Here is a 22,250-nt window from a genome sequence, read left to right on the forward strand (position 1 = left end):
GCAGGGTTTCTTTTTATCGCGCCCTATTTTCTTCTTCTGTTTTCAGAAGTTCCTTGGCTTGGTATTTCGAACTTCCAAAGCTGTATCCTACCGAAAAAATCAGACGGCTGCTGTCCCACCAATGAGTAAGACGGTTGTCCATAATTTGCTTATGCCTGAATTCCAAACGCTGATCATAAGAATCAAAAATATTGTTATAGCTTATTTTTGTATTCAATGTGTTGTTAAACCATGACTTCTGCACAGACAGATCTACTGTATACCTTGGTTTGATAATGTATAGGCTGTTTCCGGTTTTGGATTCATAATTTGCAAATAGATTAACGGTATAACCTTTTGGCAATGAGAAAACCTGATTTATCCGTATTTCATAATTATACACTTTTAAAGCAAACACCTCACCCAGATACGGTCTGAACTCATCGTTATAGTATCCCGCAAGCTGGCTGGTGATATTCCACCAGTTTGTCAGTTTCACAGGAAAACTGGTTTCTATAGAAGCAAATTTGCGGTAAGGAAGATTGGTTCCAAGATATTCCAGGACATTGGTTTTGGGATTGTAAAGCGGATACCGGGTCATCACATCTTTTTCTTTTCCTGCTGTAAAACTGGTCACCCAATTCTTATAGCGGTACGTAAGTTTGATCTGGCTGGTGAAAGAAGGCTGCAGATAAGGATTCCCGATCCAATAATTCAGCGGGCTGAAATAAACCCGGAACGGATTGAGCTGGGAAAACACAGGTCGTGTTATTTTTCTGCTGTACGAAAGTGACAGTTCATTAGATTTATTGAATGTATAGGTTGTACTAAAAGACGGCAGCCATTCGAGATAATTTCTTGACACCACAGAATCTTTGGTAACAGCATCCGAAATACTCTCGGTATTTTCAAACCTTAGTCCTGCATTCACCTGAAGCTTTCCAAATTTCTGTCTGTATGAAACATAACCGGCCCATATTTGCTCTTTGTAAGAAAACATATTGCTACGCTCCGGATCAAAGATAAAACGGTCATCAACAGACAGCGTATCGTAGCGGATATTATTATAGGTATTGGAATGGCTGTATTTCATTCCGGCTTCGAGGTCAGCATTTCCTATCTTTTGGGAAATGTCGATTTGTGCGGTCTGGATATCAATTTTATTAAGCAGGTCAGATTTCCAGTAGGATAAAAGTTGAGAGGTTGGTTTATCTTTATTGATAAAATCGTCCTTCTGCTTATTTCTGACGGAAAGATAATTACCTAAAAAATTCAGTTTAAAACCTTTATTTTGAAATGAATAATCTGCAGTTACCCCATAATTTTCCTGGGAATAATTTGTAGGGTTTTCACTTTCGGTGTTAAAGATCAGCTGTGAACCTTCTTTATTGGTAGTGTATAGTGAACCTGAACGGACCCGGTCACTGGTTCTGAAATTCCCTCTTAAACTTATGCCTAATCTATTCTTATCATTGATCCTGAAATCTGCTCCGGTCTGAATGCCATTTACCTTTCCTTCATCTTCCTGATACGTATTGGTTTGCATGACATTGGTATTGGCAAGCTTCTGTAGTGCATTATAGCGATAGGTAGAAATACCATTATTGTAACTGGCCTGCAAGCTGTATGCTGTCTTTTCTGTATTATAAGAAAGGTTTAAAGAGTTTTCTCTGTAGCTGAACTTATTGACATAGGTATTTCCACTGTAATGTCCTTTCCAGCCAAGGTTTCCGTTTCTTTTTAGTCTGATATCGATAATTCCTTTAAACTCTGCATCAAATTTGGAAGAAGGGTTGGCATTCACTTCAACAGATTCTACCATTTCCGGCGGTAATGAACGAAGATAGGCCTGAAGTTCCTGGCTGCTCATGGTGACTGGCTTCCCGTCAATAAATATGGCAGGAGTAATTCTTCCGCCAATAAAAATACCGCCTTCCTGATCTATGGAAACGCCCGGTGTTTTTCTTAAAACCTCAAGAAGGTTCGCAGAGGTCTTGAAATCTTTATTTCCGGAAACACTCATTACGACATTTCCGTCATTGAGCCTGATACTTCTGGCCGTTGAACGGATCACTACTTCAGAAATATTTTCAGAAACAGGTTTCAATTCAATCAAAGAAATATCTTCTACAGTATTAAATTCTTCCGTTTCATATTCATTTTTCCGGACCACAAAGTAAGCATCAAGAGCTACATTATCAAGCCGGAAAAAACCTAAGGAATCCGTCTGAACTTTTTGAATGATGCTCCGGTCTGATTTATTTAACATAGAAACTTCAGCCTGAGAAACAGCTGTCTTGGTCTCTGAATCCAAAATTTTCCCCTGTATTGTTTCCTGAGCTTTTCCAAAGAAGGAAAGGAATAATAGCAACAGAAAAAACCATAATCTGATATTCATAAATTTTAATTTTATGAAACCAAAAGTAGCAGGCTATTGAAAAAATAAGGTTTTGAAGTTTAAATTCCGCAGTACGAAATTATAATTCTGAACTTTGAAACCTAGATTCAGAAGGGGTTTGTGACTGCTTGTATAAAAGCGGTGTGGTATTTTTAATTTTTTTGAATGTGGAAAAGAAAGTAGACTTAGAATTAAACCCAACTTCATAACCGATCTCTTCGATCTTGAGGAAGGAGCCGATTTCTATTTTTTGACAGGCTTCGTTGATCCTGTATTCATTGATGTAAGTTGAAAAGCTTTTACCGAGATTATCATTCAGCAATTGGGAAAGCTGATGGGCAGACATATTCATTTTAACTGCCAGATCGCTTAATTTCAGGTTTGGATTTTTATATAATTCTTCGGAATTCATCAGCCGTTCAAGTTTTGAAACAAAACTGTCTGCAAGTTCTTCTGAAATCTTTTTATTGGTATATTTAGGAATCTCTTTTACAGAATCCTCATTCTTTTTACTGAAAAGAATTAAAAAATTCGCATACAGCACAAATGAGAATACAAGACTTCCGCCTGCACAATACACCTGTACCCAGCCTGTAGAAATTAACTGATACGCCAGGAAAATGATCACATTGCTGATAAGTACCGGAAGGATAAATTTATTGGGATTTCTCGCTGTCTGTTTTGAAGAAATATAATACTGATATACAGCAAGCAAGACAAACACTGACCAAACTGTATAAATAAAGGTTCCGAAATATTTATCCCAACTAACCGGAAAAAACAAATACAGCAATCCTACACCTCCAAGAACCAATGTCAATACTCCGAAAAACGCTCTGCATTCCTTTAAATCAAATTCTTCTTTCTGGAATGATGATCTGATGTAATAATATAAAGCCGGCCCTGTGAAAAATAGCGCAGACATCCCAAGGTGCGGAATGATTCGCGGCCAGTCCGGATAGAAATAGATACAAACGGAAATCCCCACTCTGATGCTTAAAGTCAATAAAATTAAGCCTAAAAAGAAATCCGGAATGTTTTTAAGTTTTTTGACAAACAGAAGATAGACCCCGAGCAGCAACCCATTAAAGGCTCCTACCGCACTGAAGAAAAATAACATCTGCTGTCCGAAAGTCATTATATTGATTTATTTTCTTGATAAATTCCTATCATTCCGGCTTAAACCAAAACTAATTGAAAGTGATCACTTTATGAAGGTAAATTTAATAAAATTATTGTCTTCAAATTGATATATATAACAAAAGATTCACTTTAAATTTTGTATTTTTAAACTCTTCTTAAATTAATGAAAAAACCTGATCAATCTCTTTACAATATATGTATTGCTTCAATAAAAAGAAAGACAATAAAACCTTACGATTTCAAATGGGCTCAGTTTTATGATTCAGATTCCAATCCAAAATTATTATTTCAAAATTTTCCAATTGATTTTGAGAAAGAAGAACTAATCATTTGTTCTGTTATTATTGATTCTGACAACTACAGTATTTTAACAACACGAAAACTAGTAACAAACAATAAAGGAAATATAGAATTCGGAAACCTGATAAACGCTAAAAACAAATGGTATGGAGAATTCAAAAGCAAAACTGATCAATATGCTTTAGGTGAAGTGGAACTAGTGACAGGCGAAAGATTACCCTATTTTATAGAAACAGACAAAGCATCCATGATTATGATTTATGGCATAAATACTTTAATAGATATTACTAAGGAACCTTAACAGCAAATCAGCGATTAAAATAAAAAATCCCAAAGCAAGCTTTGGGATTTTGTTTATGATAAAAACAGGGGTTATCTGTTTGTAATATCGATATAATCTCTTTTTTGAGCACCCTGGTAAACCTGTCTTGGTCTTCCGATAGGATCTCCTTTCAGTCTCATTTCTTTCCACTGAGAAATCCATCCCGGAAGTCTTCCCAAAGCAAACATTACGGTGAACATTTCTGTAGGAATTCCCAGTGCTCTGTAGATAATACCTGAATAGAAGTCTACGTTTGGATATAGTTTTCTTTCTACGAAGTACTCATCTTCAAGCGCTACTTTTTCTAACTGCATTGCAATGTCAAGAGCTTTATCCTGGATACCTAATGCATTAAGGATATCGTCAGCAGCTTTTTTAATGATCTTCGCTCTTGGATCAAAGTTTTTATACACTCTGTGTCCGAAGCCCATTAGACGGAAGCTGTCGTTTTTATCTTTTGCTTTCGCTACCCATTTATTAACATCTCCTCCATCTTTGTCGATCAACTCAAGCATTTCGATAACAGCCTGGTTAGCACCTCCGTGAAGAGGTCCCCAAAGTGCAGAAACACCGGCAGAAATAGAAGCAAAAAGACCTGTATGAGCAGATCCTACCATTCTTACTGTAGAAGTAGAACAGTTTTGTTCGTGGTCAGCATGAAGGATTAATAATTTATCAAGAGCGTCTACAATAACTGGATTTACTTCAAATTCCTCGTTAGGTAATCTGAATGCCATTTTGTAGAAGTTTTCTACATAGTTCAGGCTGTTGTCTCCGTGGTTAAGCGGAAGCCCCTGAGTTTTTCTGTAGGTCCATGCGCAAAGGTGAGAGAATTTAGCAATCATCAATTCTGCCGCGTGGTCCATTTCTTCTTTAGAGTTTACGTTAACGGCTTTAGGGTTAAAAGCTGTTAAAGCGGAAGTTAAAGAAGACAAAACTCCCATAGGATGAGCAGAACGAGGAAAAACATCAATGATCTTTTTCATTTCATCTGCTATAAAGTTATATTTTTTAATATTATTGTTGAAGGAAACAAATTGGTCCTGAGTAGGTAATTCACCATGTAATAAAAGGTACATTACCTCTGAAAAGTTAGATTTCTCAGCAATCTGCTCGATTGGATAACCTCTGTAGAATAATTCTCCTTTATCTCCGTCTAAGTAAGTGATGTCGCTAATAGTAGCTCCGGTATTTTTGTACCCTAAATCCAGAGTGATTAAACCTGTCTGGTCTCTTAATTTTGAAATATCAATTCCTCTGTCTCCGATAGTACTATCCACAATTGGATATTCATATGAATTACCGTCATAATTCAATATTACTTTGTTGTCTGACATTTATTTATTTTTTTTTAAATATACTACTTATTACAAAATACGGCAAACAAAAATTATCGCTTGCCGTTATTTATAAATTCAATTATCTTTTAATTTTAAATGCATCTAAACCTGGGAAAAAAGCCGTATCACCCAATGCTTCCTCAATTCTTAAAAGCTGGTTATACTTCGCCATTCTGTCTGATCTTGAAGCAGATCCGGTTTTGATCTGTCCGCAATTCATAGCTACTGCCAAATCAGCAATTGTGGAATCTTCGGTTTCTCCTGATCTGTGAGACATTACTGAAGTAAATTTGTTATTCTGAGCCATTTGTACAGCATCCATTGTTTCGGAAAGAGAACCAATCTGGTTTACTTTTACAAGGATTGAGTTGGCAATACCTTCTTTTACTCCTCTTGACAATCTTTCTACATTGGTTACGAATAAATCATCACCCACAAGCTGTACTCTGTCTCCGATTTTATCAGTAAGCATTTTCCATCCTTCCCAGTCGTTTTCCTGCATTCCGTCTTCGATGGAGATGATAGGATATTTAGCTGCTAATTCAGCAAGGTAAGAAACCTGCTCGCTGCTGGAGAACTGAGCGGCATCCGGGGTCTGGAATTTTCTGTAGTCGTAAATTCCGTCTTTGTAAAATTCTGAAGCGGCACAGTCAAGCGCCAACATGATATCGTCACCTGGCTTATAGCCTGCTTTTTCAATAGCCTGAAGCAATGTATCCAAAGCATCTTCAGTTCCTTTGAAAGTAGGTGCGAAACCTCCTTCGTCCCCTACTGCTGTAGAAAGACCTCTTGAATGAAGAATAGATTTCAGGTTGTGGAAAATTTCAGTTCCTTTTCTCAATGCATCAGAGAAAGATTCTGCTTTTACCGGCATTACCATGAATTCCTGGAACGCGATAGGAGCATCGGAGTGAGATCCTCCGTTGATGACATTCATCATTGGAACAGGAAGTGTATTGGCATTAACTCCTCCTACATATTTGTATAACGGTATTCTTAGTTCAGCAGCAGCAGCTTTAGCTACAGCCAAAGAAACTCCTAAAATTGCATTGGCCCCAAGGTTTCCTTTGTTGGCTGTTCCGTCAAGATCAATCATGATCTGATCAATAAAGTTCTGCTCAAAAACCGGCTGTCCGATTAAGTTTTCTGCAATTACTTCTTTTACATTTTCAACAGCTTTCAGGACTCCTTTACCCATATAATCTGAACCACCGTCACGTAATTCCACTGCCTCATGTTCACCTGTAGATGCTCCGGAAGGTACGGCAGCACGTCCCATGGCCCCGCTTTCTGTAAATACATCTACTTCAATGGTAGGATTACCTCTGGAATCCAAAATTTGTCTCGCTTCTATGAAAGAAATTGCACTCATATTGTTTAGTTTTGAACCATCCGCAAAAGCTTCAAGTTGTTTATTATTAAAAATTATACTTATTACAAATTTAATGAAAAAACTAACCTGATGAAAAAAGTAGGCTTTAATATTTGGTAATACATCCAAATTTATCAACGTTTTTTATGACATTGAGAGATTATAGTTTAATTTTCCATTTAAATGAGATTTTACCTGTCAGAAACAGCATGTTTTCTTTGTTCTGCAATATTTTTTTTATTGTTTTTTGCCTTCTTGAAGACAAAGGTTCTATGTATGTTTTCCGGATCTTATACTGTAGTTCTGAAAAGTATCTGTGTTCCTGATCCTTCAGATAAGATTTGACATTCGCCATTCTGTTCCTGCATCCGCCGTTTCATATTCCGGAGCCCGTTCCCTTCTGCATTTTCATAACTGATCCCGACTCCGTTATCAGAGATTTTCATGATAAATTCTTTATCTTTTTGAACAAAAGAAAGTTTCAACTGATTGGATTGACTGTGTTTATAAGCATTATTCAGAGCCTCTTTTAAGCATAAAAACATATTCCGTCTCAGTTCTGTAGAAATTGGTGTTTCAGATATAATATCTTCGCTTTCTGACGAAAGCTTAATTTTTGTTTTTTTCAGAAAGTTACCGGTATATTGTATGGCATAGTCTATAAAGCTTCCCAGAGTATCATTTCCTGAGTTCAGGCTCCAGAGCATTTCGCGCATGGATAGGTTCATTTCTTCTGAGGTTTTCAGCAGCTCATCGATATCATTCTGCAGATCTCCGTCTTCCGCTTTCTGCTTCAAGAATTCTGCCTGAAGTTTTAATGCTGAAATTCCGGCTCCGAGATCGTCATGCATATCGTGGGAAATACGTTCCCTTTCCTGTTCTATAGATTTTTGCTTTTCGAGTTCTTTTTGAAGAAGCTGGTTTTGATGCTCTGCTTCTTTAAGTTGCTGTTCTTTAAGATACAAAAGCTGTTTTTTATTATACATTAAAACAACAAAAATAATGAAAGCAATGAATAGCATTATTACAATAACTGCAATAATGTAAGTGAGTTTTATTCTATCCAAATCATTCATTTCTATCTTAATTCAATTCCAAACGTTTATTTTCTGCAAAAAATACCTCTCAGGAATAATGCATAGCAAAAAATGGTAATTCCTTGATAAAAATAATTTATACCTTGGAAAAAAACACTGTCTTTTTCGGCAAAAAATAATGATGGGATAATTCGCATTAAAAATACAGCACTCCACAATAAAAGTCCAGCACAAAACCAGAATTTCTGTTTATTGTAGATTGAAATTTCATTAGGATTTTTAATTTGCCACATCATCCATCCTAAGCTAAGAAAAACATAAACAAAACTTTGTATTACCGGTAATAAATTTTCATCTCCAATACTATTCTTTATAAGCAGGCAGGTAATGACTATAAATAAAAGAATGTATCTATTATAATGTAATGTAAAAAGTTCTTTATAATAAAATATAAAGAACAGAATATAAAAAATCTTAGTGTATTTATAAATGCCACCATCAAATATTCCCATGAATATCAGAATTTCTGATAAAAAAACAATCACAAAGTATAAATACAAGAATCTTTGTCTTGCTGCTTTATTTATAACTGAAAAAGCAAGACAAAGAAAAGTTAGAATTAAATAGAATATATACATATTTAGCAGCCTGGCGGCTTTAAACAAAAATCATCAGAAAAAACGATTGGAGGATTTTTAAGAGCTTTGTTGGGACTTAATTCCATCAAACACATAATTAAGGTTAGATGGTGCATTTTACTTTTCTTATTGCTGTTAACATTGTTATTCGTTAATACCCCAGGTAAAAAAGATAAAGTATGTTTTGTTGGCTCATATTGGCTAAAGTCAGCATACGGTATTAATATTTCAGTAGTATTACCATACGTTTTATCCCCTGACTGTTCAGAGTCTACCAATCCTGTCTTAGCTTTTGTCATTTCATCATAAATACCGGTTTTGAAGACATTATCCATTTCTTTAAATACTTTCTCATCAACCTGCTTAATAGCATTTTCTGTAATAATGTATTTGTTATTATTTGAGTCGGCAAAAAGAATTTCCAAATGATTTTCTCTTGTAGTAAGAATTAGCCGTATCGAGTCATTATTCTTCACCATCTTTTTCATTTCCTCTCCTACACTGGGAGCTATATCAAAAGAATATGGGTATTTTTTTCCCAATCCTAAATGTGGTTTATATGTAGTTGAATATTTCCCATAATACTTATCTACATCCGTATCCGGTATTGTTGTTAATATGGTTTGTAAGCTTAGAAAATCGAATTTCTTTATATATATACTATCTCCATTAGAATCAACAGGAGCAGCATTAGCTTTTTGATCCGGCTGGTCTAAAGCTCTATCCTTTATTTCTCCGGTCTTATCCTTCCTGCAACTTATCAAAAACAACATTAAAGTTATTAGATAAATAATTCTTAATAGTTTAATTGTTCTCATGTCTCTTAGTTTTTAAAATGGTTAAATTTATTTATTGCTTCTACCTTATTGCTCACGTGCAGCTTTCTGTAGATATTTCCTACATGTTTTTTTACAGTGTCTATACTGATGAACTTTCTGTCGGCAATTTCTTTGTAAAGGAGTCCCTGTGAAAGGAGCTCGAGAATTTCTTTTTCACGTTCTGTGAGGTCATCAAAATCTTTAATTTCGGGAAGTTTTTTTTCAAAATGACTTAAGACTCTGCGGGCGATGGACAGGCTCATGGGGGCACCGCCGTTATATACATCGCGGATGGAAGAAAGGATCTTGTCCATGCTTTCACCTTTGATGAGATATCCCATGGCTCCTGCTTTTAATGAATTAAAGATCTTTTCATCATCTTCAAAACTGGTACACATGATGAACTGTGTCTTTGTCATTTCTTTTCTGAGCTTTTCAATGATTTCGATACCCAGCATATCCTGCAGTTGGATATCCATCATAACAACATCTGGGGAAATACCGGGAAGATTATTCAGGGCTTCCTTTCCATTAAAGAACTGGGCAGTCACGTGCATATCCTGCTGGTAATTGATGACCTTCTTCAACGCGTTGTTGTAGTTCTTTTCGTCTTCTACTATGGCGATAGAAATGCTCATTGTTTTTTGTTTAAGACAAATTTCGCAAGAAAACAAGGCGGAATCAATTACACTTTTGTGTAATTTAGTGGCTTGAGTTCAGGGTTATTGGTTTGTTTTTTGTTTCTATTAAATTTAGTTAAAATTCTATTACAATAGAAAAACAATTAACCCTACACAATAAAAAAATAAATATCATGAGAAAAAGCCTTTTAATAGCAGTTTCAGCTGTGGCATTATTATTAACCAGCTGCAAAAAAAGTGAAAGCGGAAACAAAAGCGTAATTAAAATTGACAGTTCAGAAACGGTGATCACCGACAACAATGGGAAAATTGATTCTGTAACCCAAAGTTCTTCAACAACTGAAGTGAACGGTCAGAAGACAGAGAAAACAGATTTCGTTTACAAGGCTACAGACGGAACATTAGTAAAAGTAGTATTCAAAAATGATTCTAAGGAAAATACTGTAGCGATCACCAGCAACAAAAAGACATTTACATTACCTAAAACAGACACAAAAGACGGTGAGGTCATCTACAAAAAAGATGATATGACTGCCAGGGTAAAAGGTGATAGTCTTCATCTGGAACAAGGAAATAATGTGATTGAATTGAAGAGAACGAAAATTTAAACCGAGATAAACTCCGGAATCGGGGTTTAGAAAATAATGGTGAATGTGATACTGAATTGTCAATGGTGAATATTGAACTCACTTCATTGCTGAAATAAATTTACTGTTCTTCGCAGAAGCCGGCAAATAAAAAAGCCATCCAGAATCTGGATGGCTTTTCAATTATATCTGAATGAATATTATTCTTCAGTTTTCTCTTCTGCAGAGTCAGCTGCCTGAGCCTTAGGCTCTTCAGTTTTCTCTTCTGCTTTTGGAGCTTCAGCTACTACAGCTTCAGCTTTTTTTGCAGTTGCAGATCTTCTGCTTCTTCTTGTAGCTTTTTTCTCCTCAGCATTAGGATTGTAAAGTTCGTTGAAATCAACCAGCTCAATAAGAGCCATGTCAGCAGCATCACCTTGTCTGAAACCAGTCTTGATGATTCTTGTATAACCGCCGTTTCTTTCTGCGATTTTAGGAGCTACTGATCTGAAAAGTTCAGCAACCGCCTCTTTACTTTGAAGATATGAAAAAACAATTCTTCTATTGTGTGTAGTATCTTCTTTTGCCTTTGTTAATAGAGGTTCAACATATACTCTTAAAGCCTTAGCTTTAGCTACAGTAGTGTTGATTCTTTTATGCTCAATTAGAGAACAAGCCATATTAGAAAGTAAAGCACTTCTATGAGAAGCTGTTCTTCCTAAGTGATTGAATTTTTTACCGTGTCTCATTATTAATTATTTATCAGCGTCTAACTTATATTTTGCAACGTCGAAACCGAAGTTAAGACCTTTTGAATGCACTAATTCTTCTAGTTCTGTCAAAGATTTTTTACCAAAATTTCTGAATTTCATCAAATCAGACTTACTGTAAGAAACCAGTTCTCCAAGAGTTTCTACTTCAGCTGCTTTCAGACAGTTAAGGGCTCTTACAGAAAGATCCATATCTGCTAATTTAGACTTAAGTAATTGTCTTGTATGAAGTGTTTCTTCGTCATATTGGATAGATGCTTTTACAGCTTCAGTTTCAAGAGTTATTCTCTCATCAGAGAACAACATGAAGTGATAAATTAATATCTTAGAAGCTTCAGTTAAAGCATTTTGAGGACTGATGGAACCATCAGTTTCTATATCTAATACAAGTTTTTCGTAGTCTGTTTTTTGCTCTACACGATAATTTTCAATGCTGTATTGTACTTTCTTAATTGGCGTGAAAATAGAGTCAATAGCAATAGTACCTACAGGTGCATTGTTTGACTTATTCTGTTCTGAAGGAACATACCCTCTTCCTTTTTCTATATTGAAAGTAATTTCGAAAGTTACATCACTGTTTAGGTTGCAGATCAAAAGGTCCGGGTTCAGCACCTCAAATCCGTTGATAGACTTTCCTAAATCACCAGCAGTAATAACTGTTTGACCTGAAACTTTAGCAATTACCTGCTCGTTGGCCTGGCCTTCTGCTGAAGCTTTTAATCTTACCTGCTTAAGGTTAAGAATAATTTCGGTAACGTCTTCGATTACTCCTGGAATAGTTGAAAATTCGTGCTCTACACCTTCTATTTTGATAGATGAAATAGCATATCCTTCCAGAGAAGAAAGCAACACTCTTCTCAAAGCATTACCGATTGTAAGCCCGAAACCTGGTTCTAATGGTCTGAATTCGAATTGACCTTTAAATTCATCAGAGTTAAGTAAAATTACTTTATCGGGTTTTATGAATTGTAAAATTGCCATATTATTGGGTTGAGCAAAAATTTGATTAAAAAATTATTTAGAGTAAAGTTCGACGATAAGCTGTTCCTTGATGTCCTCCGGAATCTGGATTCTTTCAGGAGCAGAAACGAAAGTACCTTCTTTCTTCTCATCGTTGAATTGTAACCACTCATAATTAGCTTTAGAAGCTAATGAATCAGTAACAACCTCAAGAGATTTAGATTTCTCTCTTACAGCGATCACATCACCTGCTTTTACTAAATAAGAAGGAATGTTAAGGATCTCCCCATTCACAGTGATGTGTCTGTGAGAAGTTAACTGTCTAGCAGCAGATCTTGTTTTAGCAAAACCTAATCTGAATACTACGTTATCCAATCTTGATTCACAAAGCTGTAATAGAACTTCACCTGTTACACCTTTACTTCTGTGTGCTTTTTCAAATAAGTTAGCAAACTGCTTTTCTAAAATACCATAAGTATATTTAGCTTTTTGCTTTTCAGCTAGCTGAATTGCATATTCAGATTTTTTAGCACCTCTTCTTTTGTTAGGACCGTGTTGTCCTGGCGGTTGGTTTTTTCTTCTTTCGAAGTTTTTGTCATCTCCGTAGATTGCAGCACCAAACTTTCTAGCAATCTTAGTTTTAGGTCCAATATATCTTGCCATAATGGGTAAATTCTAAAAATTAAACTCTTCTTCTTTTCGGTGGTCTACATCCATTGTGCGGCATAGGAGTCACATCAATGATTTCGCTAACTTCAATACCTGAATTGTGGATTGTTCTGATTGCAGATTCTCTACCTGCACCAGGACCTTTCACATACACCTTTACTCTTCTTAATCCAGCTTCGTGAGCAACATTAGAGCAATTTTCAGCCGCCATTTGAGCAGCAAATGGAGTATTCTTTTTAGAACCTCTGAAACCCATTTTACCGGCAGAAGCCCAAGAGATAACTTCTCCGCTTTTATTTGTTAAAGAAATGATGATGTTATTGAAAGAAGCCTGAATGTGCGCTTCACCAATAGCTTCAACTTTTACTTTTCTTTTTTTAACTACTTTAGTTTGTTTTGCCATAATTCCTAACGATTATTTACTTGCCTTTTTCTTGTTAGCAACAGTTTTTCTCTTTCCTTTACGGGTTCTAGAGTTGTTTTTCGTTCTCTGGCCTCTTAAAGGTAGTCCTAGTCTGTGACGTATTCCTCGTTGGCATCCTATGTCCATCAATCTCTTGATGTTCAATTGCACTTCAGATCTTAATTCTCCTTCTACTTTTATGTTTTCAGAGATATATGTTCTGATTGCAGCCAATTCATCGTCATTCCATTCGTTGACTTTCTTGTCTTCGCTGATACCGGCAGCTTTAAGGATTTCGGAAGAAGTACTTCTTCCAACTCCGTAGATGTAAGTTAAACCGATAACACCTCTTTTGTTTTTTGGTAAATCAATACCTGCAATTCTCGCCATAATTTAATGTTAGCCTTGTCTTTGTTTAAATTTTGGGTTCTTCTTGTTGATTACGAATAGTACACCTTTTCTGCGTACAATCTTGCAATCAGCGCTTCTTTTTTTAATTGATGCTCTAACTTTCATTTGAAATATTTATTTTTTTTACTGACCAATGAATCTTACGATTTCATTTTGATAGTATTTATTTTTCAACAAGAGCCAAATGGAACATACATTCCATTTGGCGTTTGTCTTAATATCTAAATGTGATTCTCCCTTTCGATAAATCATAGGGAGACATTTCTAGTTTTACCTTGTCTCCAGGTAAAAGTTTAATATAATGCATTCTCATTTTACCGGAAATATGAGCGATAAGTATATGCCCATTCTCCAGCTCTACACGGAACTGGGCGTTGGAAAGAGCTTCCGTGATAACGCCGTCTTGTTCAATATGTTTTTGTTTCGCCATAAATTAATATCCAGTCGTTCTTGATAATTTAGACTGCATTAAGCCATCATAGTGATGATTCAGCAGATATGTATTAATCTGTTGAACGGTATCTAAAATAACTCCAACCATAATCAATAGTGATGTTCCCCCGAAAAATAGGGCGAACGCATCTGTCTGAACAAAGCTTCCATGCACTATTGCTGGAAGGACTGCAAAGATAGACAAAAATATTGCACCTGGCAAGGTAATTTTTGATAAAATATCATCTAAATAATCAGCTGTTTCTTTACCGGGTCTTACTTTCGGTACTAAACCTCCATTTCTCTTCAAATCATCAGCCATTTGGTTTACCGGAATCGTAATTGCAGTATAGAAGAATGAGAAGATAATAATTAATAGCGCGAACAATACATTGTACTGCCAGCTAAAAACATTCTTGAAACCTGCAAGAAAAGTATTGGACTCATCGAATTTCGTTAATAGTCCTGGTACGAACATCAATGCCTGAGCAAAGATAATCGGCATTACACCAGCAGCATTTACTTTCAATGGGATCCATTGTCTTGCTCCCTGCATAAGATTTCTGTTTACACCTCCTCTTGCTTGAGCTCTGCTTACATACTGAATTGGAATTTTTCTGACAGCAACAGATAATACTACTGCTAAAAGAACTACCAGCATCCAGAATATTACTTCTATAAGGATCATGATAGATCCCATTCCTCCTTTTCCGTTCTGCACGGCCATTTCCTGTACGAATGCTTCAGGTAATCTTGATAGGATCCCCACCATAATAAGGATGGAAATACCGTTTCCGATACCTTTGTCGGTGATTTTCTCACCTAACCACATTGCGAACACTGAACCGGCAACCAAAATTACAATACTTGGTAACCAGAACATGATAGAATTTGGCTCTACATAGTATGCAGAAGAGAACTGAGCATACGGTAAGAATAATTGAGTAATAGACGTTAAATAAGAAGGAGCTTGTACAAGACAAACACCAATCGTTAACCATCTAGTAATTTGATTCAATGTATTTCTACCAGACTCTCCATCCTTCTGAAGTTTCTGAAGATAAGGAATAGCCATCCCCATCAACTGAACAATAATAGAAGCAGAAATATAAGGCATGATTCCCAACGCCATTACGGAAGCGTGGCTGAAAGCCCCCCCCGTAAACGACGAAAGCAAGCCAAGGAGACCTGCTCCTTGCTTGTTACCGCCTTGATTTTTATAATGCTCTAAGAGATCTCCCACTTCTGCAAGGTTAATTGCGGGAAGTGAGATATAAGATGCGAATCTATACACAAGGATAATACCTAACGTAAAGAGAATTTTATCTCTTAATTCCTTTAGGCTCCAAATATTTTTAAGGGTTTGTATAAATTCTTTCATTAGTAAGTATTATAAGGTAATTGCTTTTCCACCTGCTTTAGCAATAAGCTCTTCAGCAGATTTAGTGAACTTGTCAGCAGAGATTGAAACCGCAGATTTCAATTCTCCTCTACCCATAATTTTCACTAATTCGTTTTTAGAAACTAAACCGTTTTCTACTAAAACTTCTTTCGTGATATCTCCAGTAATGGATTTGTTCTCGATTAAAATTTGGATAGTATCAAGGTTTACTCCTCTAAACTCTTTTCTGTTTACGTTTTTGAAACCGAATTTAGGTAATCTCCTTTGTAAAGGCATCTGTCCACCTTCGAAACCGATTTTCTGAGAATAACCAGCTCTAGCTTTCTGACCTTTATGACCTTTCGTAGCAGTACCTCCTTTTCCTGTACCCTGACCTCTACCAATTCTTTTTGAATTGAAAGTAGATCCTGCAGCAGGTTTTATGTTATTTAAATTCATTTTAATTTCTTTTGTTAAAAATTATTTTTGAACTTCAAGTAAATGACTAACTGCAGCTATCATTCCTAAGATAGAAGGAGTAGCTTCGTGTTCTACAACTTGGTGAAGTTTCTTAAATCCTAATGCTTCAAGCGTTCTCTTTTGGGTTTTTGTTCTTCCAATAGCGCTTCTTACTTGCTTTACTTTGATTGTTGCCATTGTTCTAATATTAACCGTTAAACACTTTACTTAAAGAAACTCCTCTCATTCTAGCGATCTCTTCAGGTCTTCTGATATCCAATAACGCTTTGAAAGTAGCTTTCACCACGTTGTGAGGGTTAGAAGATCCTTTAGATTTTGAAAGGATATCGTGAATACCAGCAGACTCCAATACCGCTCTTACCGCACCACCGGCGATAAGTCCTGTACCGTGAGAAGCAGGTCTTAAGAAGATATCTGCACCACCGTATCTGGCAGTAGTCTGGTGAGGGATTGTGTGGTTCATTACAGGAACTTTCACAAGGTTTTTCTTAGCATCTTCAACAGCTTTAGCAATTGCAGAAGCTACTTCTTTAGATTTTCCAAGACCGTGACCGATTACTCCGTCTTCGTTTCCTACTACAACGATAGCAGAAAATCCGAAAGCTCTACCTCCTTTGGTTACTTTTGTTACTCTGTTAACAGCTACGAGACGATCTTTTAATTCTAATCCTCCCGGTTTTACTCTTTCTATATTATCTAGTCCTAACATATTTTCCGAAATTTTATGATTAGAATTTAAGTCCTCCTTCTCTCGCTCCATCAGCAAGAGCTTTCACTCTTCCGTGGTAAACGAAACCGTTTCTGTCAAATACAATACTTTCGATTCCTGCAGCGATAGCTTTGGCAGCAATAGCTTTACCAACAGCAGCAGAAACTTCAGTCTTGGTACCATTAGCATCAACACCTTTCTCTCTTGAAGAAGCGGCAACTAAAGTTGTACCATTTTTATCATCGATTAACTGAGCGTAAATTTCCTTATTACTTTTATATACAGATAATCTTGGCAATTCAGAAGATCCAGAGATTTTTCCTCTTACTCTTCTTTTTATTCTTATTCTTTTTTCTAATTTACTTAATGCCATAATACTTATAATTTATTAAGCAGATTTACCAGCTTTACGTCTAACAATTTCTCCAAGGAATCTTACACCTTTTCCTTTGTAAGGCTCAGGCTTTCTGAAAGAACGAATCTTTGCAGCTACCATTCCTAGAAGTTGGTTGTCATGAGACGCTAAAGTAATAATTGGGTTTTTACCTTTTTCAGTCAATGTATCTACTTTTACTTCGCTTGGAAGTTCTAATACGATACCGTGAGAGAATCCTAAAGCTAACTCAAGTTTTTGACCTGTGTGTGAAGCTCTGTATCCTACCCCTACTAGTTCCAGTTTCTTTTCGAAACCTGTATTAACACCAGTGATCATGTTGTTGATCAACGCTCTGTATAGACCGTGAAGTGCTTTGTGTTGTTTAGACTCAGATGGTCTGTTAACGTTAAGTTCACCATCTTTCTGTTCTAAAGTAATTCCTGCTGTAAGCTCCTGAGAAAGTTCTCCTTTAGGACCTTTAACTGTTACAACACCGTTATTTTCAGTGACAGTAACTCCAGCTGGAATTGTTATAATTGCTTTACCAATTCTTGACATTTTCCTCTGATTAAAAATTAATAAACATAGCAGATTACTTCACCGCCTACTTTCTCTTCTCTAGCCTTCTTGTCAGTCATTACTCCTTTAGAAGTAGAGATAACAGCTATACCCAAACCGTTCAGTACTCTTGGAAGTTCAGTAGAACCTTTGTACTGTCTTAAACCTGGTCTAGAAGCTCTTTGAATAGACTTGATAGCCGGTTTGTTAGTTTGCTTGTCATACTTTAAAGCGATTTTGATCACTCCTTGAACAGCGTTATCTTCAAACTTGTAGTTTAAGATATACCCTTGGTCAAATAAGATCTTAGTAATCTCCTTTTTGATTTTCGATGCAGGAATTTCCACCACTTTGTGGCCTGCGCTTTGTGCGTTCCTTACTCTTGTTAGGAAATCTGAAATTGGATCTGTTACCATTTTTCTATTTTAAAATTATTGGTTAAAGACAATCAGTATTGAAAGGACTTGAAGATTAAAATATCAGACTTCAGAAAATCTTGGGTCTGATATTTTTATTCTTTAGTATCCAGACAACTTAATTGTCCCGATTAATTAGTAATTATTACCAACTGGCTTTTCTTACTCCCGGGATAAGACCGTTGTTTGCCATTTCTCTGAAAGTTACTCTGGAAATACCAAACGTTCTCATGTATCCTCTAGGTCTACCTGTTAGTTTACATCTGTTGTGTAATCTTACAGGAGAAGCATTTTTAGGTAATTTCTGAAGTCCTTCATAATCACCAGCTTCTTTTAAAGCTTTTCTTTTGTCAGCGTATTTAGCAACTAGTGCTTCTCTTTTGCGCTCACGCGCTTTCATTGATTCTTTAGCCATCTCTTAGTTCTTTTTGAATGGTAAACCGAAGTGAGTTAATAATGCTTTAGCTTCTTTATCTGTTTTCGCAGTTGTAACGAAAGTGATGTCCATCCCCTGGATTTTTTTCACTTTGTCAATTACGATTTCAGGGAAGATAATCTGCTCAGTAATACCTAAGTTGTAATTACCTCTACCATCGAACCCGTCTGCTTTGATACCAGAGAAATCTCTGATACGTGGTAAAGCAGAAGAAGTAAGTCTGTCTAAGAATTCATACATTTTATGAGCTCTCAATGTTACTTTAGCACCTACAGGCATACCTTTTCTCAGTTTGAAAGCTGCTTCGTCTTTCTTAGAGATAGTACCTACTGCTTTCTGGCCAGTAATCATTGTTAATTCTTCTACAGCATAATCAATGATTTTCTTGTCTGCAGTGGCATCACCTAATCCTTGAGATAGGATGATTTTTTCCAATTTAGGTACCTGCATTACAGATTTGTACCCAAATTCTTCCATCATTGCAGGAACAATTTTCTCTCTGTATATATTTTTGGGTCTTGCTATAAATTCCATGTGTTAATTCAAATTATAAAGTTTCACCCGTTTTTCTATCGATTCTTACTTTCTTATCTCCATCGATTTTGTAACCGATTTTGATAGCTTTTCCGTCTTTACCAACTAGGGCTACATTTGAGATATGGATAGAAGCTTCCTTTTCAGTAATCCCACCTTGAGGGTTAGAAGCTGAAGGCTTAACGTGTTTTTTAACGATGTTAAGTCCTGCAACGATTACTCTAGGGTCTTTTCCTTCTTTCTTGATCACTTCAATAACTTCACCAGTCTTACCTTTGATATCTTTCTTACCAGTAGTAATGATGACGTTATCTCCTCTTTTTATTTTTAACTTTGACATTTTCTTTTAAAAATTTTAAAAATTAAAGTACTTCAGGAGCTAATGAAATGATTTTCATATATTCTTTGTCTCTCAACTCACGAGCAACCGGTCCGAAAACACGTGTTCCTCTCATTTCTCCCGCTGCGTTTAGTAATACACAAGCATTGTCTTCGAATTTGATGTATGAACCATCTTTTCTTCTAACTGCTTTTTTAGTTCTTACTACTACAGCTTTAGATACCTGACCTTTTTTAGCATTTCCTGATGGTGTAGAATCCTTGATAGTAACAACGATTTTATCACCAACTGAAGCATATCTTCTTCTGGTTCCTCCCAGAACTCTAATAACTAGTACTTCTTTTGCACCTGTGTTATCAGCAACTTTTAATCTTGATTCTGTTTGTAACATTATTACTTAGCTTTTTCAATGATTCTTACTAATCTCCATCTCTTGCTCTTGCTCAAAGGTCTAGTTTCTTGGATAAGAACTGTATCACCTTCTGTGCATTCGTTGTTTTCGTCGTGTGCAGTATATTTTTTCGTTTTTAATACGAATTTACCGTACATCGGGTGTTTCACTCTCGTAGTCTCACTTACAACAATGGTCTTTTCCATTTTATTGCTGGAAACTATTCCGATTCTTTCTTTTCTTAAGTTTCTTTCCATAATGTATGAAAATCTTATTGTTGTTTAGTGGTTAACTCAGTGTTTAGTCTAGCGATCGATCTTCTCAAATCTCTGATTTGAATCGGGTTTTCAATTGGACTGATCTTGTGAGCCAATTTCAGTTTTGAATATTGAGTTTTCAATTCAGCAAGTTTTGCTTGAATATCACCCGCGCTTAAATTTTTAATATCAGCTTGTTTCATTGTATCAAAGATTATAGAGGTTTAACAAAATCGTTAGCAACTACGAATTTAGTAACTACCGGTAATTTCTGTGCAGCAAGTCTTAAAGCTTCCTTAGCGATTTCGTAAGATACTCCTCCGATTTCGAACATAATTTTACCTGGTTTTACTACAGCTACCCAATATTCCACAGCACCTTTACCTTTACCCATACGAACTTCGGCTGGTTTTTTAGTAATTGGCTTATCCGGGAAGATTTTGATCCATAGCTGACCTTCTCTCTTCATATATCTTGTCGCAGCGATACGAGCAGCTTCGATTTGTCTTGCAGTGATCCAAGCACCTTCTATAGCTTTGATTCCAAAAGTTCCGTAAGCCAGTTGATTACCTCTTTGAGCAATCCCCTTCATCTTCATCTTGTGAACTCTACGGAATTTGGTTCTTTTTGGTTGTAACATAATTTCTAAATTTTAGATTTTAGATTTTAGATTTTAGATTTTTTATATTTTAAAAAAGTAACGGTAATTTAAAATTCAAAATTTCTAACCTAAAATTTTTAATTATTATTGTTATTATTGTTATTTTTTCTAGGTCTTCTGTTGTCTCTGTCTCCTCTGTTTCCGCCTCCTGAAGGACCTCCTTTTTTCTGTTGTCCCACTAGTGGAGAAAGATCTCTTTTACCGTAAACCTCTCCTTTCATGATCCAAACTTTTACTCCTAGTCTACCATAAGTAGTATGAGCTTCAGCCCAGTGATAATCAATATCAGCTCTGAAAGTAGACAAAGGAATTCTTCCGTCTTTGAAAGATTCGCTTCTTGCCATTTCAGCTCCGTTCAATCTACCAGAGATTTGAACTTTGATACCTTCAGCACCCATTCTCATTGTACTAGCCATTGCCATTTTAACAGCTCTTCTGTAAGAAATTCTGTTTTCAATTTGCTTAGAGATGCTGTCAGCCACTAATACTGCATCAAGTTCAGGTCTTTTGATTTCGAAAATATTGATTTGAATATCCTTACCTGTAAGTTTCTTCAATTCTTCTTTCAATTTATCAACTTCCTGACCTCCTTTACCGATGATAAGTCCCGGTCTAGCAGTAGTGATCGTCACTGTTACTAATTTTAGTGTTCTTTCAATATAAATTTTTGAAATCCCACCTTTAGATAATCTAGCCTCAAGGTATCTTCTGATTTTGTAGTCTTCCGCGATTCTGTCTCCATAATCGTTTCCGCCAAACCAGTTAGAATCCCATCCTCTGATGATACCTAATCTGTTACCAATTGGATTTGTCTTCTGTCCCATACCTTGATTAATTTTCTTTATTACCTAAGATTAATGTAACGTGGTTAGATCTTTTTCTGATTCTATACCCTCTACCTTGCGGAGCTGGTCTTAGTCTCTTCAATTGTCTTGCACTATCCACGAAGATTTCTTTAATGATAAGGTTTGCTTCTTCAATATCAGCACCTTCATTTTTAGTCTGCCAGTTTGCCATAGCAGAAAGAAGTAATTTCTCTAATTTGTTAGAGGCTTCTTTTTTAGAATATTTTAGGATATAAAGAGCTTTATCTACCTGCTCTCCTCTAATGATATCAGCAACTAATCTCATTTTTCTTGGAGATGATGGGCAGTCATTTAATGAAGCTTTTACAACGTCTTTGTTAGCTTCTTTTCTTGCGATTGAACTATCTTGTTTTCTTGATCCCATGATTATCTGCTTCCTTTATTTTTGTTACCACCATGACCTCTGAAAGATCTTGTTGGAGAAAATTCGCCTAACTTGTGACCTACCATGTTTTCTGTAACATAAACAGGGATAAAAGATTTCCCGTTGTGTACTGCAATAGTTTGTCCTACGAAGTCTGGAGAGATCATCGATGCTCTAGACCAAGTTTTAATAACTGTCTTCTTACCAGACTCTATGTTTGTCTGAACCTTCTTATCTAAAGTATGATGAATGAATGGTCCTTTTTTAAGTGATCTTGCCATA

At 36.0% G+C, this 22,250-nt stretch carries 34 protein-coding genes; 2 read left to right on the top strand and 32 right to left on the bottom strand.

Going from position 1 to position 22,250, the window contains the following annotated elements; all coding sequences use genetic code 11:
- Positions 1 to 13: 13 nt before the first annotated feature.
- Together V6R96_RS00780 and V6R96_RS00785 are read right to left on the bottom strand one after the other, a co-directional pair.
- Positions 14 to 2,377 carry a TonB-dependent receptor domain-containing protein gene (locus V6R96_RS00780; RefSeq protein WP_336377716.1) on the bottom strand — a complete coding sequence of 788 codons (2,364 nt, stop codon included), beginning with the start codon at positions 2,375 to 2,377 and terminating at the stop codon, positions 14 to 16.
- A gap of 79 nt (positions 2,378 to 2,456) precedes the next feature.
- The gene (locus V6R96_RS00785) at positions 2,457 to 3,515 is read right to left on the bottom strand and encodes a helix-turn-helix transcriptional regulator (RefSeq protein ID WP_336377717.1); all 1,059 of its coding nucleotides are present in this window, start codon (positions 3,513 to 3,515) and stop codon (positions 2,457 to 2,459) included.
- 168 nt (positions 3,516 to 3,683) lie between these two features.
- On the opposite strand from V6R96_RS00785, the gene V6R96_RS00790 reads away from it, so the two are divergent.
- Positions 3,684 to 4,121, top strand: coding sequence for a hypothetical protein (locus tag V6R96_RS00790; RefSeq protein ID WP_336377718.1), 438 nt, complete (start codon positions 3,684 to 3,686; stop codon positions 4,119 to 4,121).
- A 71-nt stretch (positions 4,122 to 4,192) separates the two neighbouring features.
- Here the strand turns inward: V6R96_RS00790 and V6R96_RS00795 are convergent, their stop codons facing one another.
- From V6R96_RS00795 to V6R96_RS00820, 6 genes are all read right to left on the bottom strand, one after another.
- A complete protein-coding gene (locus V6R96_RS00795; RefSeq protein ID WP_111957117.1) occupies positions 4,193 to 5,479 on the bottom strand; it encodes a citrate synthase in 1,287 nt (428 codons plus the stop codon).
- Positions 5,480 to 5,561: 82 nt separating this feature from the next.
- On the bottom strand, positions 5,562 to 6,854 hold the full coding sequence (gene eno / locus V6R96_RS00800) for a phosphopyruvate hydratase (protein ID WP_111957115.1): 1,293 nt from the start codon (positions 6,852 to 6,854) through the stop codon (positions 5,562 to 5,564).
- Between the two features lie 290 nt (positions 6,855 to 7,144).
- Positions 7,145 to 7,921 (bottom strand): histidine kinase, encoded by a 777-nt coding sequence (locus V6R96_RS00805; RefSeq protein ID WP_336377719.1) that lies wholly within the window; start codon positions 7,919 to 7,921, stop codon positions 7,145 to 7,147.
- A 35-nt stretch (positions 7,922 to 7,956) separates the two neighbouring features.
- The gene (locus V6R96_RS00810; RefSeq protein WP_111957111.1) at positions 7,957 to 8,403 is read right to left on the bottom strand and encodes a hypothetical protein; all 447 of its coding nucleotides are present in this window, start codon (positions 8,401 to 8,403) and stop codon (positions 7,957 to 7,959) included.
- 128 nt (positions 8,404 to 8,531) lie between these two features.
- Complete coding sequence (locus V6R96_RS00815; protein ID WP_336377720.1) at positions 8,532 to 9,347, bottom strand: hypothetical protein; 816 nt, start codon at positions 9,345 to 9,347, stop codon at positions 8,532 to 8,534.
- Positions 9,348 to 9,352: 5 nt separating this feature from the next.
- Positions 9,353 to 9,985, bottom strand: a complete 633-nt coding sequence (locus tag V6R96_RS00820; protein ID WP_111957107.1) for a response regulator transcription factor — start codon at positions 9,983 to 9,985, stop codon at positions 9,353 to 9,355.
- A gap of 176 nt (positions 9,986 to 10,161) precedes the next feature.
- Between V6R96_RS00820 and V6R96_RS00825 the strand changes: the two genes are divergently transcribed.
- A complete protein-coding gene (locus V6R96_RS00825) occupies positions 10,162 to 10,596 on the top strand; it encodes a hypothetical protein (protein ID WP_336377721.1) in 435 nt (144 codons plus the stop codon).
- Between the two features lie 179 nt (positions 10,597 to 10,775).
- On the opposite strand, the gene rplQ is transcribed toward V6R96_RS00825, so the two are convergent.
- The 24 genes from rplQ to rpsS form a co-directional block, all read right to left on the bottom strand.
- Positions 10,776 to 11,303, bottom strand: a complete 528-nt coding sequence (rplQ, locus tag V6R96_RS00830) for a 50S ribosomal protein L17 (RefSeq protein WP_111957103.1) — start codon at positions 11,301 to 11,303, stop codon at positions 10,776 to 10,778.
- A 6-nt stretch (positions 11,304 to 11,309) separates the two neighbouring features.
- On the bottom strand, positions 11,310 to 12,305 hold the full coding sequence (locus V6R96_RS00835; RefSeq protein WP_034725969.1) for a DNA-directed RNA polymerase subunit alpha: 996 nt from the start codon (positions 12,303 to 12,305) through the stop codon (positions 11,310 to 11,312).
- Between the two features lie 33 nt (positions 12,306 to 12,338).
- Complete coding sequence (gene rpsD / locus V6R96_RS00840) at positions 12,339 to 12,947, bottom strand: 30S ribosomal protein S4 (RefSeq protein ID WP_111957101.1); 609 nt, start codon at positions 12,945 to 12,947, stop codon at positions 12,339 to 12,341.
- 19 nt (positions 12,948 to 12,966) lie between these two features.
- Positions 12,967 to 13,356 (bottom strand): 30S ribosomal protein S11, encoded by a 390-nt coding sequence (gene rpsK / locus V6R96_RS00845; RefSeq protein WP_027387198.1) that lies wholly within the window; start codon positions 13,354 to 13,356, stop codon positions 12,967 to 12,969.
- Positions 13,357 to 13,368: 12 nt separating this feature from the next.
- Entirely contained in the window at positions 13,369 to 13,746 is a 378-nt protein-coding gene (gene rpsM, locus V6R96_RS00850) for a 30S ribosomal protein S13 (protein ID WP_040993540.1), read from the bottom strand.
- Positions 13,747 to 13,755: 9 nt separating this feature from the next.
- Positions 13,756 to 13,872 carry a 50S ribosomal protein L36 gene (gene rpmJ, locus V6R96_RS00855; RefSeq protein ID WP_007839480.1) on the bottom strand — a complete coding sequence of 39 codons (117 nt, stop codon included), beginning with the start codon at positions 13,870 to 13,872 and terminating at the stop codon, positions 13,756 to 13,758.
- Positions 13,873 to 13,981: 109 nt separating this feature from the next.
- Positions 13,982 to 14,197, bottom strand: a complete 216-nt coding sequence (gene infA / locus V6R96_RS00860) for a translation initiation factor IF-1 (protein ID WP_027381317.1) — start codon at positions 14,195 to 14,197, stop codon at positions 13,982 to 13,984.
- A gap of 3 nt (positions 14,198 to 14,200) precedes the next feature.
- Positions 14,201 to 15,580 (bottom strand): preprotein translocase subunit SecY, encoded by a 1,380-nt coding sequence (gene secY, locus V6R96_RS00865; protein WP_034725974.1) that lies wholly within the window; start codon positions 15,578 to 15,580, stop codon positions 14,201 to 14,203.
- A 9-nt stretch (positions 15,581 to 15,589) separates the two neighbouring features.
- Complete coding sequence (rplO, locus tag V6R96_RS00870; RefSeq protein WP_111957099.1) at positions 15,590 to 16,039, bottom strand: 50S ribosomal protein L15; 450 nt, start codon at positions 16,037 to 16,039, stop codon at positions 15,590 to 15,592.
- A 21-nt stretch (positions 16,040 to 16,060) separates the two neighbouring features.
- On the bottom strand, positions 16,061 to 16,237 hold the full coding sequence (gene rpmD, locus V6R96_RS00875) for a 50S ribosomal protein L30 (RefSeq protein ID WP_007839493.1): 177 nt from the start codon (positions 16,235 to 16,237) through the stop codon (positions 16,061 to 16,063).
- 10 nt (positions 16,238 to 16,247) lie between these two features.
- Complete coding sequence (rpsE, locus tag V6R96_RS00880) at positions 16,248 to 16,769, bottom strand: 30S ribosomal protein S5 (RefSeq protein ID WP_034703137.1); 522 nt, start codon at positions 16,767 to 16,769, stop codon at positions 16,248 to 16,250.
- A gap of 19 nt (positions 16,770 to 16,788) precedes the next feature.
- Positions 16,789 to 17,142 carry a 50S ribosomal protein L18 gene (rplR, locus tag V6R96_RS00885; RefSeq protein ID WP_111957097.1) on the bottom strand — a complete coding sequence of 118 codons (354 nt, stop codon included), beginning with the start codon at positions 17,140 to 17,142 and terminating at the stop codon, positions 16,789 to 16,791.
- Between the two features lie 15 nt (positions 17,143 to 17,157).
- Positions 17,158 to 17,703: a 50S ribosomal protein L6 gene (gene rplF / locus V6R96_RS00890; protein ID WP_111957095.1), complete on the bottom strand. Its 546-nt coding sequence runs from the start codon at positions 17,701 to 17,703 to the stop codon at positions 17,158 to 17,160.
- 17 nt (positions 17,704 to 17,720) lie between these two features.
- A complete protein-coding gene (gene rpsH / locus V6R96_RS00895) occupies positions 17,721 to 18,119 on the bottom strand; it encodes a 30S ribosomal protein S8 (protein WP_111957093.1) in 399 nt (132 codons plus the stop codon).
- 145 nt (positions 18,120 to 18,264) lie between these two features.
- Entirely contained in the window at positions 18,265 to 18,534 is a 270-nt protein-coding gene (rpsN, locus tag V6R96_RS00900) for a 30S ribosomal protein S14 (protein WP_047376574.1), read from the bottom strand.
- Between the two features lie 3 nt (positions 18,535 to 18,537).
- Positions 18,538 to 19,089 (bottom strand): 50S ribosomal protein L5, encoded by a 552-nt coding sequence (gene rplE / locus V6R96_RS00905; RefSeq protein ID WP_111957091.1) that lies wholly within the window; start codon positions 19,087 to 19,089, stop codon positions 18,538 to 18,540.
- Between the two features lie 13 nt (positions 19,090 to 19,102).
- Positions 19,103 to 19,429: a 50S ribosomal protein L24 gene (gene rplX / locus V6R96_RS00910; protein ID WP_111957089.1), complete on the bottom strand. Its 327-nt coding sequence runs from the start codon at positions 19,427 to 19,429 to the stop codon at positions 19,103 to 19,105.
- A 22-nt stretch (positions 19,430 to 19,451) separates the two neighbouring features.
- The gene (rplN, locus tag V6R96_RS00915; RefSeq protein ID WP_007839504.1) at positions 19,452 to 19,820 is read right to left on the bottom strand and encodes a 50S ribosomal protein L14; all 369 of its coding nucleotides are present in this window, start codon (positions 19,818 to 19,820) and stop codon (positions 19,452 to 19,454) included.
- A gap of 2 nt (positions 19,821 to 19,822) precedes the next feature.
- Positions 19,823 to 20,080 (bottom strand): 30S ribosomal protein S17, encoded by a 258-nt coding sequence (gene rpsQ / locus V6R96_RS00920; RefSeq protein WP_053073319.1) that lies wholly within the window; start codon positions 20,078 to 20,080, stop codon positions 19,823 to 19,825.
- Positions 20,081 to 20,091: 11 nt separating this feature from the next.
- Positions 20,092 to 20,280, bottom strand: coding sequence for a 50S ribosomal protein L29 (rpmC, locus tag V6R96_RS00925; RefSeq protein WP_034725985.1), 189 nt, complete (start codon positions 20,278 to 20,280; stop codon positions 20,092 to 20,094).
- 11 nt (positions 20,281 to 20,291) lie between these two features.
- Positions 20,292 to 20,717, bottom strand: coding sequence for a 50S ribosomal protein L16 (gene rplP, locus V6R96_RS00930; protein WP_034738777.1), 426 nt, complete (start codon positions 20,715 to 20,717; stop codon positions 20,292 to 20,294).
- Positions 20,718 to 20,815: 98 nt separating this feature from the next.
- The gene (gene rpsC / locus V6R96_RS00935) at positions 20,816 to 21,562 is read right to left on the bottom strand and encodes a 30S ribosomal protein S3 (protein WP_111957087.1); all 747 of its coding nucleotides are present in this window, start codon (positions 21,560 to 21,562) and stop codon (positions 20,816 to 20,818) included.
- Positions 21,563 to 21,569: 7 nt separating this feature from the next.
- Positions 21,570 to 21,968 carry a 50S ribosomal protein L22 gene (rplV, locus tag V6R96_RS00940; protein ID WP_111957085.1) on the bottom strand — a complete coding sequence of 133 codons (399 nt, stop codon included), beginning with the start codon at positions 21,966 to 21,968 and terminating at the stop codon, positions 21,570 to 21,572.
- Between the two features lie 2 nt (positions 21,969 to 21,970).
- A complete protein-coding gene (gene rpsS / locus V6R96_RS00945; RefSeq protein ID WP_034702850.1) occupies positions 21,971 to 22,249 on the bottom strand; it encodes a 30S ribosomal protein S19 in 279 nt (92 codons plus the stop codon).
- Position 22,250 lies beyond the last annotated feature (1 nt).

This window comes from Chryseobacterium sp. CCNWLW53, assembly GCF_037083525.1.
GTDB classification, from domain to species: domain Bacteria; phylum Bacteroidota; class Bacteroidia; order Flavobacteriales; family Weeksellaceae; genus Chryseobacterium; species Chryseobacterium lathyri.

Coding starts and splice junctions, on each gene's coding strand:
- rplO (WP_111957099.1), bottom strand. CDS start 16,039: ATGAATTTAAATAACATAAAACCTGCTGCAGGATCTACTTTCAATTCA.
- V6R96_RS00835 (WP_034725969.1), bottom strand. CDS start 12,305: ATGGCAATTTTACAATTCATAAAACCCGATAAAGTAATTTTACTTAAC.
- rpmD (WP_007839493.1), bottom strand. CDS start 16,237: ATGGCAACAATCAAAGTAAAGCAAGTAAGAAGCGCTATTGGAAGAACA.
- V6R96_RS00810 (WP_111957111.1), bottom strand. CDS start 8,403: ATGGGAATATTTGATGGTGGCATTTATAAATACACTAAGATTTTTTAT.
- rpsS (WP_034702850.1), bottom strand. CDS start 22,249: ATGGCAAGATCACTTAAAAAAGGACCATTCATTCATCATACTTTAGAT.
- infA (WP_027381317.1), bottom strand. CDS start 14,197: ATGGCGAAACAAAAACATATTGAACAAGACGGCGTTATCACGGAAGCT.
- rpsM (WP_040993540.1), bottom strand. CDS start 13,746: ATGGCGAGAATTGCAGGTATTGATTTACCAAAAAACAAAAGAGGTGTT.
- V6R96_RS00815 (WP_336377720.1), bottom strand. CDS start 9,347: ATGAGAACAATTAAACTATTAAGAATTATTTATCTAATAACTTTAATG.
- V6R96_RS00820 (WP_111957107.1), bottom strand. CDS start 9,985: ATGAGCATTTCTATCGCCATAGTAGAAGACGAAAAGAACTACAACAAC.
- rplX (WP_111957089.1), bottom strand. CDS start 19,429: ATGTCAAAGTTAAAAATAAAAAGAGGAGATAACGTCATCATTACTACT.
- rplV (WP_111957085.1), bottom strand. CDS start 21,968: ATGGGATCAAGAAAACAAGATAGTTCAATCGCAAGAAAAGAAGCTAAC.
- rplN (WP_007839504.1), bottom strand. CDS start 19,820: ATGTTACAAACAGAATCAAGATTAAAAGTTGCTGATAACACAGGTGCA.
- rplR (WP_111957097.1), bottom strand. CDS start 17,142: ATGGCATTAAGTAAATTAGAAAAAAGAATAAGAATAAAAAGAAGAGTA.
- rpmJ (WP_007839480.1), bottom strand. CDS start 13,872: ATGAAAGTTAGAGCATCAATTAAAAAAAGAAGCGCTGATTGCAAGATT.
- rpmC (WP_034725985.1), bottom strand. CDS start 20,280: ATGAAACAAGCTGATATTAAAAATTTAAGCGCGGGTGATATTCAAGCA.
- V6R96_RS00785 (WP_336377717.1), bottom strand. CDS start 3,515: ATGACTTTCGGACAGCAGATGTTATTTTTCTTCAGTGCGGTAGGAGCC.
- rplE (WP_111957091.1), bottom strand. CDS start 19,089: ATGGAATTTATAGCAAGACCCAAAAATATATACAGAGAGAAAATTGTT.
- rpsH (WP_111957093.1), bottom strand. CDS start 18,119: ATGGTAACAGATCCAATTTCAGATTTCCTAACAAGAGTAAGGAACGCA.
- V6R96_RS00825 (WP_336377721.1), top strand. CDS start 10,162: ATGAGAAAAAGCCTTTTAATAGCAGTTTCAGCTGTGGCATTATTATTA.
- rplQ (WP_111957103.1), bottom strand. CDS start 11,303: ATGAGACACGGTAAAAAATTCAATCACTTAGGAAGAACAGCTTCTCAT.
- rpsN (WP_047376574.1), bottom strand. CDS start 18,534: ATGGCTAAAGAATCAATGAAAGCGCGTGAGCGCAAAAGAGAAGCACTA.
- eno (WP_111957115.1), bottom strand. CDS start 6,854: ATGAGTGCAATTTCTTTCATAGAAGCGAGACAAATTTTGGATTCCAGA.
- rplF (WP_111957095.1), bottom strand. CDS start 17,703: ATGTCAAGAATTGGTAAAGCAATTATAACAATTCCAGCTGGAGTTACT.
- V6R96_RS00795 (WP_111957117.1), bottom strand. CDS start 5,479: ATGTCAGACAACAAAGTAATATTGAATTATGACGGTAATTCATATGAA.
- V6R96_RS00790 (WP_336377718.1), top strand. CDS start 3,684: ATGAAAAAACCTGATCAATCTCTTTACAATATATGTATTGCTTCAATA.
- rpsD (WP_111957101.1), bottom strand. CDS start 12,947: ATGGCAAGATATATTGGACCTAAAACTAAGATTGCTAGAAAGTTTGGT.
- rplP (WP_034738777.1), bottom strand. CDS start 20,717: ATGTTACAACCAAAAAGAACCAAATTCCGTAGAGTTCACAAGATGAAG.
- rpsC (WP_111957087.1), bottom strand. CDS start 21,562: ATGGGACAGAAGACAAATCCAATTGGTAACAGATTAGGTATCATCAGA.
- rpsK (WP_027387198.1), bottom strand. CDS start 13,356: ATGGCAAAACAAACTAAAGTAGTTAAAAAAAGAAAAGTAAAAGTTGAA.
- V6R96_RS00780 (WP_336377716.1), bottom strand. CDS start 2,377: ATGAATATCAGATTATGGTTTTTTCTGTTGCTATTATTCCTTTCCTTC.
- secY (WP_034725974.1), bottom strand. CDS start 15,580: ATGAAAGAATTTATACAAACCCTTAAAAATATTTGGAGCCTAAAGGAA.
- rpsE (WP_034703137.1), bottom strand. CDS start 16,769: ATGTTAGGACTAGATAATATAGAAAGAGTAAAACCGGGAGGATTAGAA.